Origin of the sequence: Halalkaliarchaeum sp. AArc-CO (assembly GCF_024972735.1) — an archaeon.
In the GTDB taxonomy this organism is placed as follows: domain Archaea; phylum Halobacteriota; class Halobacteria; order Halobacteriales; family Haloferacaceae; genus Halalkaliarchaeum.
The window spans coordinates 64,099-77,891 of sequence record NZ_CP087723.1 but is presented as its reverse complement, the minus strand read 5'-3'; the positions used below and the strand labels follow the sequence as shown (position 1 = coordinate 77,891).

Annotated in this window: 16 protein-coding genes; 6 read left to right on the top strand and 10 right to left on the bottom strand. The window is 65.3% G+C overall.

Annotation, left to right across the window (positions count from 1 at the left end; genetic code table 11):
* Positions 1 to 34: 34 nt before the first annotated feature.
* The 4 genes from AArcCO_RS01085 to AArcCO_RS01070 form a co-directional block, all read right to left on the bottom strand.
* On the bottom strand, positions 35 to 646 hold the full coding sequence (locus AArcCO_RS01085; RefSeq protein ID WP_259534523.1) for an L-threonylcarbamoyladenylate synthase: 612 nt from the start codon (positions 644 to 646) through the stop codon (positions 35 to 37).
* Between the two features lie 51 nt (positions 647 to 697).
* Positions 698 to 1,495: an endonuclease V gene (locus AArcCO_RS01080; protein WP_259536491.1), complete on the bottom strand. Its 798-nt coding sequence runs from the start codon at positions 1,493 to 1,495 to the stop codon at positions 698 to 700.
* A 63-nt stretch (positions 1,496 to 1,558) separates the two neighbouring features.
* Positions 1,559 to 2,497, bottom strand: a complete 939-nt coding sequence (locus tag AArcCO_RS01075) for a rhomboid family intramembrane serine protease (protein ID WP_259534522.1) — start codon at positions 2,495 to 2,497, stop codon at positions 1,559 to 1,561.
* 381 nt (positions 2,498 to 2,878) lie between these two features.
* Complete coding sequence (locus AArcCO_RS01070) at positions 2,879 to 3,412, bottom strand: inorganic diphosphatase (protein ID WP_259534521.1); 534 nt, start codon at positions 3,410 to 3,412, stop codon at positions 2,879 to 2,881.
* Between the two features lie 239 nt (positions 3,413 to 3,651).
* Between AArcCO_RS01070 and AArcCO_RS01065 the strand changes: the two genes are divergently transcribed.
* A complete protein-coding gene (locus AArcCO_RS01065; protein WP_259534520.1) occupies positions 3,652 to 4,011 on the top strand; it encodes a PadR family transcriptional regulator in 360 nt (119 codons plus the stop codon).
* Positions 4,012 to 4,083: 72 nt separating this feature from the next.
* On the opposite strand, the gene AArcCO_RS01060 is transcribed toward AArcCO_RS01065, so the two are convergent.
* Positions 4,084 to 4,692, bottom strand: coding sequence for a DUF7108 family protein (locus AArcCO_RS01060; RefSeq protein WP_259534519.1), 609 nt, complete (start codon positions 4,690 to 4,692; stop codon positions 4,084 to 4,086).
* On the bottom strand, positions 4,685 to 5,275 hold the full coding sequence (gene rnhA, locus AArcCO_RS01055) for a ribonuclease HI (RefSeq protein WP_259534518.1): 591 nt from the start codon (positions 5,273 to 5,275) through the stop codon (positions 4,685 to 4,687). The genes AArcCO_RS01060 and rnhA overlap by 8 nt, the downstream gene beginning before the upstream one ends.
* Positions 5,276 to 5,389: 114 nt before the next feature.
* On the opposite strand from rnhA, the gene AArcCO_RS01050 reads away from it, so the two are divergent.
* The 3 genes from AArcCO_RS01050 to AArcCO_RS01040 all read left to right on the top strand — a co-directional run bounded on the left by AArcCO_RS01050 (position 5,390) and on the right by AArcCO_RS01040 (position 8,209).
* Positions 5,390 to 6,358, top strand: coding sequence for a transcription initiation factor IIB (locus AArcCO_RS01050; RefSeq protein ID WP_259534516.1), 969 nt, complete (start codon positions 5,390 to 5,392; stop codon positions 6,356 to 6,358).
* Between the two features lie 223 nt (positions 6,359 to 6,581).
* Positions 6,582 to 7,913, top strand: a complete 1,332-nt coding sequence (gene nreA, locus AArcCO_RS01045; protein WP_259534514.1) for a DNA repair protein NreA — start codon at positions 6,582 to 6,584, stop codon at positions 7,911 to 7,913.
* Positions 7,914 to 7,954: 41 nt separating this feature from the next.
* On the top strand, positions 7,955 to 8,209 hold the full coding sequence (locus tag AArcCO_RS01040; protein ID WP_259534512.1) for a hypothetical protein: 255 nt from the start codon (positions 7,955 to 7,957) through the stop codon (positions 8,207 to 8,209).
* A 3-nt stretch (positions 8,210 to 8,212) separates the two neighbouring features.
* Here AArcCO_RS01040 and AArcCO_RS01035 read toward each other — a convergent pair whose 3' ends face one another.
* Both AArcCO_RS01035 and AArcCO_RS01030 read right to left on the bottom strand, forming a co-directional pair.
* Complete coding sequence (locus AArcCO_RS01035) at positions 8,213 to 8,671, bottom strand: DUF302 domain-containing protein (protein ID WP_259534511.1); 459 nt, start codon at positions 8,669 to 8,671, stop codon at positions 8,213 to 8,215.
* Between the two features lie 43 nt (positions 8,672 to 8,714).
* Complete coding sequence (locus tag AArcCO_RS01030; RefSeq protein ID WP_259534510.1) at positions 8,715 to 9,002, bottom strand: DUF5789 family protein; 288 nt, start codon at positions 9,000 to 9,002, stop codon at positions 8,715 to 8,717.
* A gap of 124 nt (positions 9,003 to 9,126) precedes the next feature.
* Here AArcCO_RS01030 and AArcCO_RS01025 point away from each other — a divergent pair, with 124 nt between their 5' ends.
* On the top strand, positions 9,127 to 10,179 hold the full coding sequence (locus tag AArcCO_RS01025; protein ID WP_259534508.1) for a cell division protein CdpA domain-containing protein: 1,053 nt from the start codon (positions 9,127 to 9,129) through the stop codon (positions 10,177 to 10,179).
* 14 nt (positions 10,180 to 10,193) lie between these two features.
* On the opposite strand, the gene AArcCO_RS01020 is transcribed toward AArcCO_RS01025, so the two are convergent.
* Complete coding sequence (locus tag AArcCO_RS01020; RefSeq protein ID WP_259536490.1) at positions 10,194 to 10,646, bottom strand: Mut7-C RNAse domain-containing protein; 453 nt, start codon at positions 10,644 to 10,646, stop codon at positions 10,194 to 10,196.
* A 47-nt stretch (positions 10,647 to 10,693) separates the two neighbouring features.
* Complete coding sequence (gene polX / locus AArcCO_RS01015; protein WP_259534507.1) at positions 10,694 to 12,445, bottom strand: DNA polymerase/3'-5' exonuclease PolX; 1,752 nt, start codon at positions 12,443 to 12,445, stop codon at positions 10,694 to 10,696.
* Between the two features lie 59 nt (positions 12,446 to 12,504).
* Here polX and AArcCO_RS01010 point away from each other — a divergent pair, with 59 nt between their 5' ends.
* Positions 12,505 to 13,776: a hemolysin family protein gene (locus AArcCO_RS01010; RefSeq protein ID WP_259534505.1), complete on the top strand. Its 1,272-nt coding sequence runs from the start codon at positions 12,505 to 12,507 to the stop codon at positions 13,774 to 13,776.
* Positions 13,777 to 13,793: the final 17 nt, after the last annotated feature.

The following is a 13,793-nucleotide window of genomic DNA, read 5'->3' as shown; positions in this document are numbered from 1 at the left end:
GGGTCCTGGACGGCCGTCCGACCGCGGCTGTCGATCAGTTCCCGTCGAGCCACGCCTCGATCTCGTCGGCGAGCAACCCCCGACGGATGATCTCGTTTCGGCCGGGATCGACGACGGTGCTTGCTCCCCCTGGCGTTTTCCCGCCGTCAATGATCGCGTCGACGGCCTCGCGTACGTCCGGGTCGATCTCCTCGATCCGACGTGCGCTGCCGGCGCCGCTCAGATTGGCGCTCGTGGCCGTAAGCGGCGGCGTCTTGCGGAGGAGCGCGAGCGCGACGGCGTGATCGGGAACCCGGATCCCGACCCGGGACAGCCCGGCGGTGAGGACGTCCGGGACCGCCGCAGTCCGGGGGACGACGACCGTCACCGGTCCCGGGAGAAACCGACGCATGAACCGCGCTGTGCGGTCGTCGACCTCGGCGACGGCCGACGCGTCGTCGACGGTCGGGACCGCGAGCGACAGCGGCTCGGATCTCGGACGCCGTTTGATCTCGAACACCCGTTCGACAGCGGCGGGATCGAGCGCATTGGTCCCCAGGCCGTAGACGGTCTCGGTGGGGTAGACGACCGTCCCACCCGCGGCGACCGCTCCGGCTGCCCCGCGAACCGCGGCGACCGTCCCCTCCTCGAGGTGGGTGTCGTCCATGTCCGTCCGTTCGATGGACGCCGAAAAAGCGTTGCGTTCGTCGGAAGGTCGCTATCTGTCCTCCCCAAGTTCACGTTTCAGGTCGTCCGCCAGGCGGTCGGCGAGTCGGGTGGGTTCGGGGAGCTTGTATCCCGCAGACAGCGCCGCGACGAGATCCCGGGCCGTCTCGGCGCTCACGCGGTGTCCCGGGCTCACGTAGAGCGGGTTGATTCGCGGTTCCCCGTCGTACTGCCTGGACTGGTATGCGTACCCGATGACAGTCCCGACTGGGGCAGTGACGTCGTCGTCGGCACCGACCCGGATGGCAGTCGACCATCCCTCGGGCCGCCCGTCGGTCGGTTCGTCGGGCGTCCCGCACAAAAGCGACTTCGCGACGCCGACCGCGGGACAGTCGAAGACGACGCCGACGTGGGTCGCGAGACCCGCCTCCCGGAAGTGGACCCGACCGGAGCCGTCGAACACGAGTAAATCCGGCTGGACGGGTAGTTGCGAGAGCGCGTCGACGATCGGCCCACCTTCGCGGAACGCTAACAGTCCGGGAATGTACGGGATCGGCGGTTCCGAGACCGCGTATGCCCACCCCACAACGGCGCCTCCCTGAAGCAGCACGACCGCGCTTATCGCGCGATCGTCGAGGAAGGCCTGGTCGATGCCAGCGACGACTGGAGGGCCGTCCGGATCAACGTCCGTGAGCGCGTCTCCCTTCGAGAACGACGCGAGCGTGTGATCCTCGGAGCGAACCTGTTCCCCGAACTGAACCGGCTCCACGAGCGAGACGTCCGCCGGAGAAAACGAGAGCGGGGTTTCGAAGACCGCGGTCGCCGCCAGTTCGCGCTGGAGAGCGAGCATCTCCTCGCGGTCGAGGCCGGGTTCGGGGAGGAACTGCGGACGAATGGGCGTCACGGGCCCTCCTCAGAACCGGCCGGGTCCGCCCGGGCCTCCGGGCCCTCCGGGGCCTCCGGGACCACCGCCGCCACCGAACTGCAGACGGCTGGGAGCGCGGAGTTTGTCCTTCAGGAGCTGTCCGTACGCGAGGCCGACAACCAGCCCGCCGAGGTGGGCGAAGTGGGCGACGTTGTCGTCGAGCGCGCCGAGGCCGGCGAAGATGCTGAACGCCGCAAAGCCGACGGTGAGCAGCCACAGCGGCATCGGGAGGACAAAGTAGAGATACACCTTCAGTTTCGGGTTCAGCACCGTGAGTACGCCCATCACGGCCATGATCGCACCGGAGGCGCCGACGACGCCGACGACCGGATCCCCGAGCAGGAACCCGCTCCCGATCTGGGCAGCGCTCGCGATGATCCCGGCACCGAGGAACAGTCCGACGAAACGTCGGGTGCCGAGACGGCGCTCGACCGGCGGGCCGAAGAAGTACAGCACGATGCTGTTTATAGCGATGTGTCCGAACCCGCCGTGAGCGAAGATCGAGGTGATCCACGTCCAGACGTACTCCAGATTGGCCGATCGAAGCACGAACAGGCTCTCGGAGACAGCACTCCCGAAGAGGAGTGCGACCAGGAACTGCAGGAAAAACGTTATCCACATCAACCCGAGGAACACGAACGTCATGTTCTCGCGGAAGTAGCTCACCAACCCGCCGGTCGACGTCTCCCGTTCGACGCGCCGTTTCACGCGCGTTCCGACCCCAGAACCGACCGTATCCCGTCCCTCACGGTCCTGGACGCTGTCGTCGAAGCCCGAGTCGAAGACGCCACCGGGGTCGTTCCAATCGTCGAGTCCTGGACAGTCGTGATTCTCCGGGAGCCGATGGTCCGCACAGAACGTCCGCCCACACCGATGACACTGGTACGGCAGGTTCTCGTACTCCCCACACTCGTCACAGGTGGCCATCACCCAACGTTACGCGGTCACACTAAAATGGATTCCCCTCTCGACGCAGTCGGCAGGCCGATCGGAGACCGACCGCCCGCGAACCGCGACTGCGTGACCAGTCGGGTAGCAGTCACTCCTCGCCGTTCCGGTCGGCCTGCAGGCGCCGGGCCTGCTCCGGATCGAAGTTGGTCGGCACGACGGTCGGGTGGTCGATCCCGAAGCGTGATTCGGTAGTGGCCATCTCTGGTCGTTCGTACGTGTCTCACCCTCTAAAAATTACCCATACGCATAACACATCGCCAGTCGGTGGTCGAATAACTCGGGGACATGCTCAAAACAGGGAGTTATTTCGATCCCGAAGCGGATGTTCGGGCCGAATACGCGCCTGGCGAACTCGAACTAGCCGAAGTGCTTCTCGTACAGGTCCTGTGCGTGTTCGATCGCGTCGAAAGCGGCCTCGCGGCCCTCCCAACCGAGCGTCTCGACCTCCTTGCCTTCCTCGAGGTTCTTGTAGGTCGCGAAGAATTCGTCGATCTCGTCGATCGTCTGCTGGGGGATATCCTCGAGGTTCTGGAGATGGTCGAACCGCGGATCCTCGCTGGGGACTGCGATCACCTTGTCGTCCTGCTCGCCGTCGTCGTCCATCTTCATCAGTGCGATCGGACGTGCCTCGATGACACAGCCGGGGAAGGTCTGATCCTCGACGAGCACGAGCACGTCGAACGGATCGCCGTCGTCGTAGTACGACCGGGGAATGAACCCGTAGTCGGAGGGATAATGGACGTTCGAGTGGAGCACTCGATCGAGAACGACGCCGGGGATATCCTTGTCGTACTCGTACTTGTTGCGTTCGCCTTTCAGACACTCGACGACAGCGTAGATCGTTTCCGGCGGGTTCGGTCCCGTCTCGAGATCTGCCCAGAGGTTCGTCATGCACGCTACGCTTCCGCCAACGGGAGCAAAGTCCTTTCGACATGCGGGATCCGCCGGGAGAACCGTCCGGATCGGAAGAAAGATCGAACAGTTTTGGATGTTTTTTCCTATGATAATTCTTTACGAACGGTTGTTTTCGGGAAAATCCACCACACTCAACGAAGAAATATAATGAAAAAATACCATCAACTTGTTCCCAGTTACTAAGTGTTAAATATGCGGGTATCCTTCAGGCAGGTATGTCAGAGGCACAAACAGTTGAGGACGAAGTAGGCGTGGTGCGTGACCTCACGGCGTTCCAGCAGAATATCCTGACCATCCTCTCGAAGGAACCGATGTACGGGCTCGCCATCAAGCGGGAACTCGAGGCGTACTACGGGACGGAGGTTAATCACGGACGACTGTACCCCAACCTCGACGACCTCGTCGAACTCGGCCTGGTCGAAAAGAGCGAACTCGACAAGCGAACCAATCAGTACGAACTGACCCGTGCGGGCCATGACGCCGTGTTGAGTCAGCTCGAGTGGATCTTCGAGAAGTTCGTCACCGACGAGGAACGCGCCGGGGAGATCGAGGCGCTCGTCGACGAACAGCTGTAGTTTCGGGCAAGACCGGAGCCGACATCGGCCGCCTCGGGCACGGCCGGTTCGGGACGACGGTCCCCCGGCAGTTCACTTCGACTCCCCCGAAAGCTGCGTTCCCGGGGGGAGCGACGCGTCAGCTACCTCGAACACGTACGCCAGCGACTGGGCGATCCGATCGCGCTGTTCGTCGCTCGGCCAGGCGTTCCGGGGGAAGTATTCCGTTTTGAACTCCGCGATCTCGTCTGCCGTCGCCCGTTCGACTTGCTTGACGTAGTGGTCCCCCATGAAGTCGGCGAACGCGCGGGCGTTCGCCCCGTGGACTGGGCCGTACTGGTCGGCCACTGCCTCGACGATCTCGGCGTTGTGAGTCTCCACTTCGTCGTAGCGATCGGGATCTCCAGGCCCGGAAAGCGGAATCTCGCTGGCCCGATCCGTCTCCTCGATCCTGTCTATCCGGGCAGTCCCGTCCTCGATCCACTCGGACGGATAACAGACGAGCGTGTCGTCGTCCTCGCGGAACCGCGGCGCGAACCCGTACTCCTCGAGAAGTCGATCGCGCTCGCGACGATACAGGGCGGCCTCGTCGTCGTCGGTCGCCCGTCTCGCGAGGCGGGTGAGCCGTTCTGCCTCGTCGACGACTGCCTCCGGAAGTTCCTCGCTCGACTGTCCGTTGTCGCGGGAGTCTATGTCAGCCATCGAGCGCCTCGTTCGCCAGTTCGTCGGCGCGGTCGTTTATCTCCCGCGGAACGTGTGCGATCGACCACCGGTCGAACGACGACAGGAGTTCGCGAACCCGAACCCGGTGTTCGCGCAGCGTCGGATCGTTCACATTCCACTCTCCTCGAACTTGTTTGACGATGAGCTCCGAATCCCCGCGGACATCGACCTCGTCGAACCCGTAGTCCCGGGCCGCCTCCAGCGCCCTGACGAGCGCACGATACTCCGCCTGGTTGTTCGTCGCCTCCCCGATCCGCTCGCCACCCTCGGCGACGATACCGTCGCTCGTGACCAGCACCCACCCGACCGCCGCCGGACCGGGGTTCCCCCGGCTCGCACCGTCGAAATAGACGTGTGCTCGGCCACCCCCCTCCTCGAGCAGAAGGGTGAGATCTGTCGGCGAGGCGCCCTGGACGACGATTTTGTCGGCGTACGCGACGGCGACAGCGTCCCCCCGCTTTGCGCGCCACTCCTCGTGGTCGGTGTTGCCCGGCGTGACGTCGACGCCAGCCGCCTCGAGACGCTCGCGGGCGGCGTCCGGATCAGCCTCGATAACCGGCATACCTGCCGTCGTTGGCGTGGACGTTTAGCTGGTTCGGCTGCCGCCGAAGATCCGGAATTTTCCGCCGCATGAATCAACCTTTAAGTACGAATGTCGGAATACTATAAAAATGCGATGACACGGCCCACGCGTCAGCGGGAGCAACGAGAGCGGACGTGGCAGGAAGAAGACGAAGACGCCGGCGAAGAGGAGATCGACCTCGACGAGGTCGATCCGGAAGATCTAGTCAGAACGGCTGACGGGGAACTCATACACGAGGAGACGGGTCTCATCGTCGAAGAGGAGCAGATCGATCCCGGACCGGAGTGGCGGGCATTCAACCACTCCGAGCGACAGGAGAAGTCGCGGGTCGGCGCACCGACGACCCGGACGATGCACGACAAGGGGCTGACGACGACGATAGACTGGAAGGACAAGGACGCCTACGGGCGGTCGATCTCCTCGAAGAAGCGCTCCCAGATGCACCGGCTGCGCAAGTGGCAGGAACGCATCCGAACCAAGGACGCGGGCGAACGCAACCTCCAGTTTGCCCTCTCGGAGATCGACCGCATGGCCTCCGCGCTCGGCGTCCCACGATCGGTACGGGAGGTCGCCTCCGTTATCTACCGTCGCGCGCTCGATGAAGACCTCATCCGCGGCCGCTCCATCGAGGGCGTCGCCACCGCCGCCCTTTACGCCGCCTGCAGGAAGGAAGGGATCCCCCGATCGCTCGAGGAAATATCCGAGGTTTCGCGGGTCGAACGCAAGGAGATCGGCCGAACGTACCGGTACATCTCCCAGGAACTGGGCCTGGAGATGAAGCCGGTCGACCCGAAAAAGTACGTTCCCCGGTTCTGTTCGGAACTCGAACTCTCCGAGGAGGTACAGGGGAAGGCGAACGAGATCATCGAAACCACTGCCGAGAAGGGTCTCCTCTCGGGGAAATCCCCCACCGGCTACGCCGCCGCCGCCATCTACGCCGCCTCGCTTCTGTGCAACGAGAAGAAAACCCAGCGCGAAGTCGCTGACGTCGCCCAGGTCACCGAAGTCACCATCCGCAACCGCTATCAGGAACAGATCGAAGCGATGGGGATCCACAGCTGATCGGTCGCTCTCACCGTCCACGTTTTTGTACGATCACGAACCAGCCGATCCGTGACCTGACGATCGGTCCGCGTGCGGTTCCGGCGGGTGTCCGGTGTGCCGCCGCGGAAACGGGAATACACCGGCTGTTCGCCACTCTTCGGAATGCTTTCCGCATGTCGCCGAGAAGCTGAGAGCGACACCGAAGAAACGTTGAAGCGTTCCCCCGGCCAACCACCGGTGAATGCGGCTGGACGAGTATCTCGACCTCGAGGTGAACGACCGGGCCCGTCGGCGACGGCTCGCCGAGGAGAAGTCCTACGAGATCCTCGACCACCTCGAAACGTTCCAGGACCACTTCGAGGAGACGGTCTCGGGCGACGCCGTCGTCGGGAGCGTTTCTCCGTCCATCTTCGTCGGCCGAACCGGCTACCCGAACGTGTCGGCCGGGATTCTCTCGCCCGTCGGTCGCGAGGCGGACGCCGACCGCTTTGCAACCAGTGCCGACTGGTACGAGGAGGGAATTTCGATCGAAGGAGTCTTTCGACGGCGGACGAGCCTGCTCAACTCCACCAGCAGCGTCGACGTCAGGAAAGGTTCCACCGGGTTCGAAACCGGAGGCGGCGTCGGAACTGGAGACGGCAGGGGCTCCGTCTACGACGCCTGGGACGGATTTCTCGGTACCCAGCGGGAGGTCGCAATCGCCGACCGACCCGTCGGCGTCGAAATCGGTCTCGAGGACCGGCCCGATCTCGATTTCGACGTAAGCGACGCCGACGTGTCAACGCCGACCGGTCCGCGGGCGCCCGCCGACCGCGCGGACCTCACGGAGAACCCCCACGTCCCCCGGCCGGTTCAAAAGACGCTCGAGGACGACGACTGGCGGGCGACCGGCGCGATGAACTACCTCTACCGACGGGGATTCGACGTCTACGAGATCAACACGATCCTGTCGGCCGGCGCGCTCGGCGAGCGGGAGAACCGCCGGCTCGTACCGACGCGGTGGTCGATCACAGCCGTCGACGACACCGTGGGACAGTTCCTCCGTGGGACGATCCGGAACGCCCCAGGGATCGACACCGTGGAAGTCCATCGGAACGACTATCTCGGAAACGCCTTCTGGATCGTGCTCGCGCCGGGGAACTGGGAGTTCGAGCTCGTCGAAATGAAAGCCCCGGGGTCCATCTGGAACCCGGATCCCGAGGCGGGCGTCTGGCTCGCAGCCGACGCTGAAGGCCGGGAGGGTCGAACGGGATACGTCGAGGAGACTGCGGGCGCCTACTACGCCGCCCGGCTTGCGGTCCTCGAACATCTCCAGGACCGCGGTCGCCAGGCCAAGGCGCTCGTGCTCCGGCACGTCTCCGACGACTACTGGGGCCCGGCCGGGGTCTGGCAGGTCCGGGAGACGGTCCGGAACGCGTTCGACGACGAGCCGGGCGAAGCGGAGACGTTCGGCGACGCAGTCCGTGGGATCGCTCCCCACCTCCCCGTTTCCCTCGCGGATCTCCGGCGAAAGTCGAGAATGTGTGCCGGGCTACAGACGTCGCTTGCGGAGTTCGGCTCGCGAGCACGGTGACCGCCGGAACGGTTTTTTGAGTTCCGCTCCGTGGCCCCGGTATGGTGCTTCAGGTTCCCGGCGGTCCGGAACTGCTGGTCGTCCTGCTCATGCTCGCGTTTTTCGGCGCGTTCGTCGGAGTCGCAGTGATCGTCGCCGTGGTCCTCCTGCGCCGCGGGTCGGGGGATCGATCCACGGATCAGCCGGACGCGGATCTGCAGGCGAAAGTCGACGAACAGAACCGGCGGATCGACGAACTCGAGTCGGAACTCGCCGCCAGGCGAGACGAACCGGGGCGAGATGAAAGCGACCGGTAGCGCTCACCTGCTCCGGTCGGCCTCGAGTTTCTCGAAGGCCGTGTCGACGAGTTCGGCGGTGTCGGCGACGATCCGGTCCATCTCCGCGTCGTCGACTGCCATCCCGAGCAGTCGCGCGATCCGCATGATCGAGACGTGGTACACCACCTGCACCCCCGGCTCCCGCTCCCAGACGACCATGTTGCACGGAAACAGCGCGCCGATCCGGCCGTCAGTCGCGTCCAGCGCGCGATCGGCTACTGCCGGGTTGCACGCCCCGAGAACGTAGTAGGGATCGCGGTCGGCGTCGACCTTCTCGTTGAGCAGTTCCGACGGCGAGAACTCGACGGGGATCCCGAAACCGACGCCCTCACAGACCTCCCGCACGTGCTCGATGGCTTCCTCGTGTCCCATCCCGAGGGTCGTTTGCTGTTCGCCGTACTCCTCGGGGTCGATCTCGTCCGGATCGAAGGGTAACGTCATACCGACGGGTAGGGCCGAGTGAGCAAAAGTCTTCGTCGGCCGGCTACTCGGTCGCGACGGGGCCGCGACCGGCGACAGCCTCGATCTCCGCGACGAACGCCTGTCTGGAGTCGAAATACGTTTCGTCGACCTCCTCGAGCAGCTCCGAGATGAGTTTCGGTCCGTCGGGTGTCCGGATCTCGGCGTCACCCTCCTGGGCCTCGACGTCGCTTTTGGTCTGGGGCCACGTCAGCCGGGCGGCGACACGCGAAAGCGGTGCCCCCTCGACGTCGGGGCCCTCTCCCAGTTCGACGGTCGGTTCCTCCGGCTCCTCGGATTCCTCGTCGCTCATGTCCGCATCTCTTCGGCCGACGATAGTAGTCCTTTCGGGACGTGACGACCGACGACATGCCTCGGTTTCCCGTCGTGCGTGCGTCTGACATATCCTTTTGGGGGACGATCACGTACTCGCGCGTATGACCAGTCTCTCGGAGGCGTACGGGGATGGGCCGGGGACGGAGGTCGACCTCCGACGGCTGTACCTCGGGATCGGGCTGTTTCTCGGGGGGGTGTTACTCGTCGTCGCCGGGATACTCGCGGCAGGGACCGAGATCCTCACCACGAGAGGGTACTCGCTGGGCGAGGCTCGGCTGTACGGCGGCGTGCTCGGCGGGCTCGGCGTTCCGGCGGTATTTCTGGGCATCTTCGCCGTGCTACCGGCGAGCCGGGCGACCCGCGCCGCGGCGACCGTCGGTGCCGCAGTCGCCATCCTGGGCGTCGCGATGTTCTACCACGCGTATCCGTGCCAGTGGATCGGCTCCAACTGTGGGGAGGGGCTCGCCGACCTGACGCTTGCTACCTCGAGTATCTACTTCCTCGGTACGCTGACGACGTTCTGGTGTCTGTTCGTCGGCGTCGCCAACTTCAAACGCCGGAACGACCCGGGTGGGACGGTGACGATGGAAGTCACGCGGAAAGGCGAAACGAAAATTGTCGAGGTCGAACGCGGGTCCCGCGGGCTCGGTGGCATCGGCTTCCTGGGATCGACCCCGGACGGCGACGTGGACACGCAGACGAACCGAACCGGCGGGGGCCGATCGAGTCGGTCATCGGGACCGGCCACGGGACCATCGCCGACGAGCGCGCCCTCGAGCGACGGCGGCGCGGAGACAACGGGCATCTCATCCCCGCTGGATACGTCTTCGCCGGACAACACGTCCTCCACCGTCCCCTCCCGGAGCAACCCATCCCGGAGTACCCAATCCCGGAGCGCTGCTTCGACGAGTTCCTCCGGTGGGACGACCGACTCCCCGACTAATGTGTCGAACGGGGCGCGGAAATCACGAGGAGGCAGTTCGAGGGCGGGAGCCGATCGCGCGTCCAAATCCACTGCGGACAAGTACTGCGGCTCGTGTACGCAGTTCCGGTACGTCAGAACCCCGGAAGGAATGCAGCCGTACTGTGACTTCCACGACGGGCGGATGGACGACATGGACGCCTGCGAGGACTGGACGCCGAGGGGTCGCTGACTTCCACTCTGCGATCACCCGGTTCGAACGTCCGCGAGTCTCGCTTCGACATCGGCCCAGTGACTCCCCTTCCAGAACCACTGCCCACAGTCGCGACACCGCCAGACTGGATCCTGGTCGGGGACGTACTCGGGTCGAGACGCGTCGGAGGCCGGTGTCTCGAGACGCCCGTTACACCGGCCACACCGCGCCGGTGGATCCGAAATCGAGAGGTCGAAACCGGCGTCGCGAAGCTCTCGGAGCTGGTCTGTCACCTCGCGTTCGACCAGTAGCACCGACCCCGGTGGCGTCTCGCCGTTCGGCTCGGCTGCCGTGCGGTCGGCGAGCGAGCGGTCCCTGGTGAGGAGGATCCGGTTTTCTTCGCTGGCTGCTGCGCGCAGTTCCTCGTCGCCTTCGATCCCGCGATCGAGGACGTACGCGGCGTCGTAGCCGCACATCCGGAGGTACGTCGCCAACTTGCCCAGCATGGCGTCCAGCAGGAGGGGGCGTTCGTCCCCGGACCCCGGCTGTCGGGTCACGACTCCAGGAACGACCGTACTGCGGAATCCTCCCACGTGTTGAGCACGTCCGCCGCCTCGGCCCATCCCCGCCGGGCCGTGTGCACCCCGTATCGGACGTAGTCGAACTCGCCGGGACTGTGGGCGTCAGTGTTCACGACGATCGGGACGCCCGCCTCGATGCAGCGGCGGATCGGTTCGTCCGCCAGGTCGAGCCGAGCGGGGTTGGCGTTCACCTCGAGCGCAACGTCGTGGTCGGCAGCCGCCTCGACGACGCGGCTCACGTCGACGTCGAGCCCGGGGCGGCTGTTGATGATCCGACCCGTGGGATGGCCGATCACGTCGGTGTGAGGGTGCTCGATCGCCCGGCAGAGGCGTTCAGTCGCCCTTTCGCCAGCCTGGTCGAGCGCGCTGTGTGGCGAGGCGATCACGAGGTCCAACTCCGCAAGAACGTCGTCGTCCGTCGTGACGACCCCGTCCGAATCGATGTTCGCTTCGATCCCGTGGAACAGTTCGAGGTCGACGCTCTCGGCGACCGACGCGACGACCTCGGCTTGCTCGCGGATCTCAGCGTCCGAAAGTCCCGCGTTGCCGAACACGCCCGGCCCTTCGGCGTGGTCGGTGACCGCGTAGTAGTCGTAACCACGTTCCACTGCCGCCGCGACCATCGTCTCGAGGTCGTCTCTCCCGTCGGACCAGTCCGTGTGAGTGTGGAGGTCACCTCGTACGTCGTCGAGATCGACGAGGTTCGGGAGGTCACCCGCCTGTGCGGCCTCGATCTCGCCGCGATCCTCCCGAAGTTCCGGCGGGACGAGCGGGAGGTCGAGCACGTCGTACATTTCCGCCTCCGTCTCGCCGGCGATCCGCTTGCCGATCCGCTGGTCGGCGTCGGGATCCTCGACGTCGCTCACGTCGAAGACGCCGTACTCGTTCATCTTGAGGCCGCGATCGATCGCGAGGTTTCGGAGGTGAACGTTGTGGTCCTTGCTTCCGGTGAAGTACTGGAGCGCCGATCCGAACTCGTCGGGATCGACGACCCGGAGGTCGACCCGCATGCCGTCGGCGCGAACGCTCCCCTTCGAGGTGCCCGACTCGATCACCGCGTCGACGGCGTCCCACTCGGTGAACGCCTCGAGCACCGCCGGTCCGTCCGTGCTCGCGACGAGGACGTCGACGTCGCCGACGGTCTCGCGCCACCGCCGGATCGATCCGGCTGTTTCGGCGGTCTCGACCGCTGGCGACTCCCGAAGCGTCGCGAGCAGGTCGTCTGCGACTGGACGGGCGTTCCCGAGCCGTGACCGCTGTTGGGATTTCCGGGCGAACGGAATGTTTTCGAGGATGTTCTCCTCGGTCTTCGCGCCGAATCCCCTCACCTCCCGGATTTCGCCCGCCTCGGCGGCCGCCTCCAGCTCCTCGAGTGTCGTGATCGAGAGCGCCTCGTACAGCGTACCGACGGTTTTGGGCCCGACCCCGGAGACGCTCGTGAGCGCCGCCATGTCGACAGGAAGCTCCTCCCGAAGCTCGTCGAGTTCCTCGATCCCGCCGGTCTGGACGTACTCAACGATCTTCGCCGCGATGGCGTCGCCGACCCGATCGATCTCGGCGACGGCGTCCTCGCCGGCCTTCGCCAGCGCCTCGACCGGTTCGGGGTACTCCCGGACGTTCTCGGCGGCGCGCCGGTAGGCGTTCGGCTTGTACTCGACGCCCTGCGCCTCCAACAGGTCCGCGAACTCCTCGAGACGACGGGCGATTTCGTCGTTTCGGCTCATGGACTGGTTTCGTCCCCGCTCCCCTAGATCCTTTGTGCTCGTTGGCCGTCTGTGCAGCTATGGCCGAACCGCTTCTGGCCGCGATCGACGGCACCTTCCTCGCCGGCCTCGCGAGCATCCTCGTACTGATCGGCGTGAGCGCCTTCTTCTCGAGCAGCGAACTCGCGCTGTTTTCGCTCGCCCAACACCGGGTCGACGCCCTCGAAGCCGAAAGCAGGGCCGGCGCGGTCGTCGCCCGGTTACGGGATGACCCTCACCGGCTGCTGGTAACCGTACTCGTCGGCAACAACGTCGCCAACATCGCCGCGGCGTCGATCGCGACCGCGGTGCTGGTCAGGACGCTGCCTTCGGGGGAGGCCGTTGCGGTGTCGACAGTCTTCACCAGTTTCTTCGTGCTCATTCTCGGGGAAATCGCTCCCAAATCCTACGCGGTGACCAACGCGGAACCGTGGGCGCTTCGCGTCTCGCGTCCGCTCGCGCTTGCAACCCGGGTCATGTATCCCGTCGTCTACGTCTTCGAGGTCGCAACCAGGGCCGTAAACCGACTCACTGGCGGCAGTTCGGAGTTCGAGACGTACCTGACCCGGGAGGACATCGAAACCATCGTGACGACGGGGGAACGGACCGGCGCACTCGATTCCGACGAGGGATCCATCATCCGGTCGGTGCTCGACCTGGAGGAGACGCCAGTCAAGGCTGTGATGGTGCCCAGACGCGACATGGTGACCGTCCCCGTCGACGCCGAACTCGACACCGTGATCGACACCTGCGTCGACGCGACGGTGACCCGTGTTCCGGTGTACGGCAACAATCGCGACGACGTCCGTGGAATCGTCGACGTTCGGGACGTGCTTGCCGCACGTCGGGCCGGAGGATCGCTCGCAGACGCCATGGAGGAACCCCGGTTCGTGCCGGCGACGATGTCCGTCGACGATCTGCTCGCGGAGATGCAACGGGACGGACGGCGGATGGTGCTCGTGGTCGACGAGTTCGGCTCCGTCGACGGGCTGGCGACCCTCGAGGACGTTCTCGAGGAAGTTGTCGGGGAGATCGTCGACGTCCACGAATCCGAGCCGATCGAGGTGGTCGACGCGACGACGGCGGTCGTCCGTGGCTGGACCACCGTCGAGTACGCAAACGAGTCACTCGACATCTCGCTTCCGACCGCCGACGTCTACGAGACGGTTGCCGGCCTCCTTGCCGCCCACGCGGGACGGCTCGTCGAGGAAGGCGAACGGTTCGAGTTCGGAGACGCGACGGTGACGGTGCTTTCCGCCTCGCCGACCCGCGTTCTTCGGGTCAGGATCGAGCGAACCCGGTCGGAGTCGTGACCGGCCGAACCGCGTCC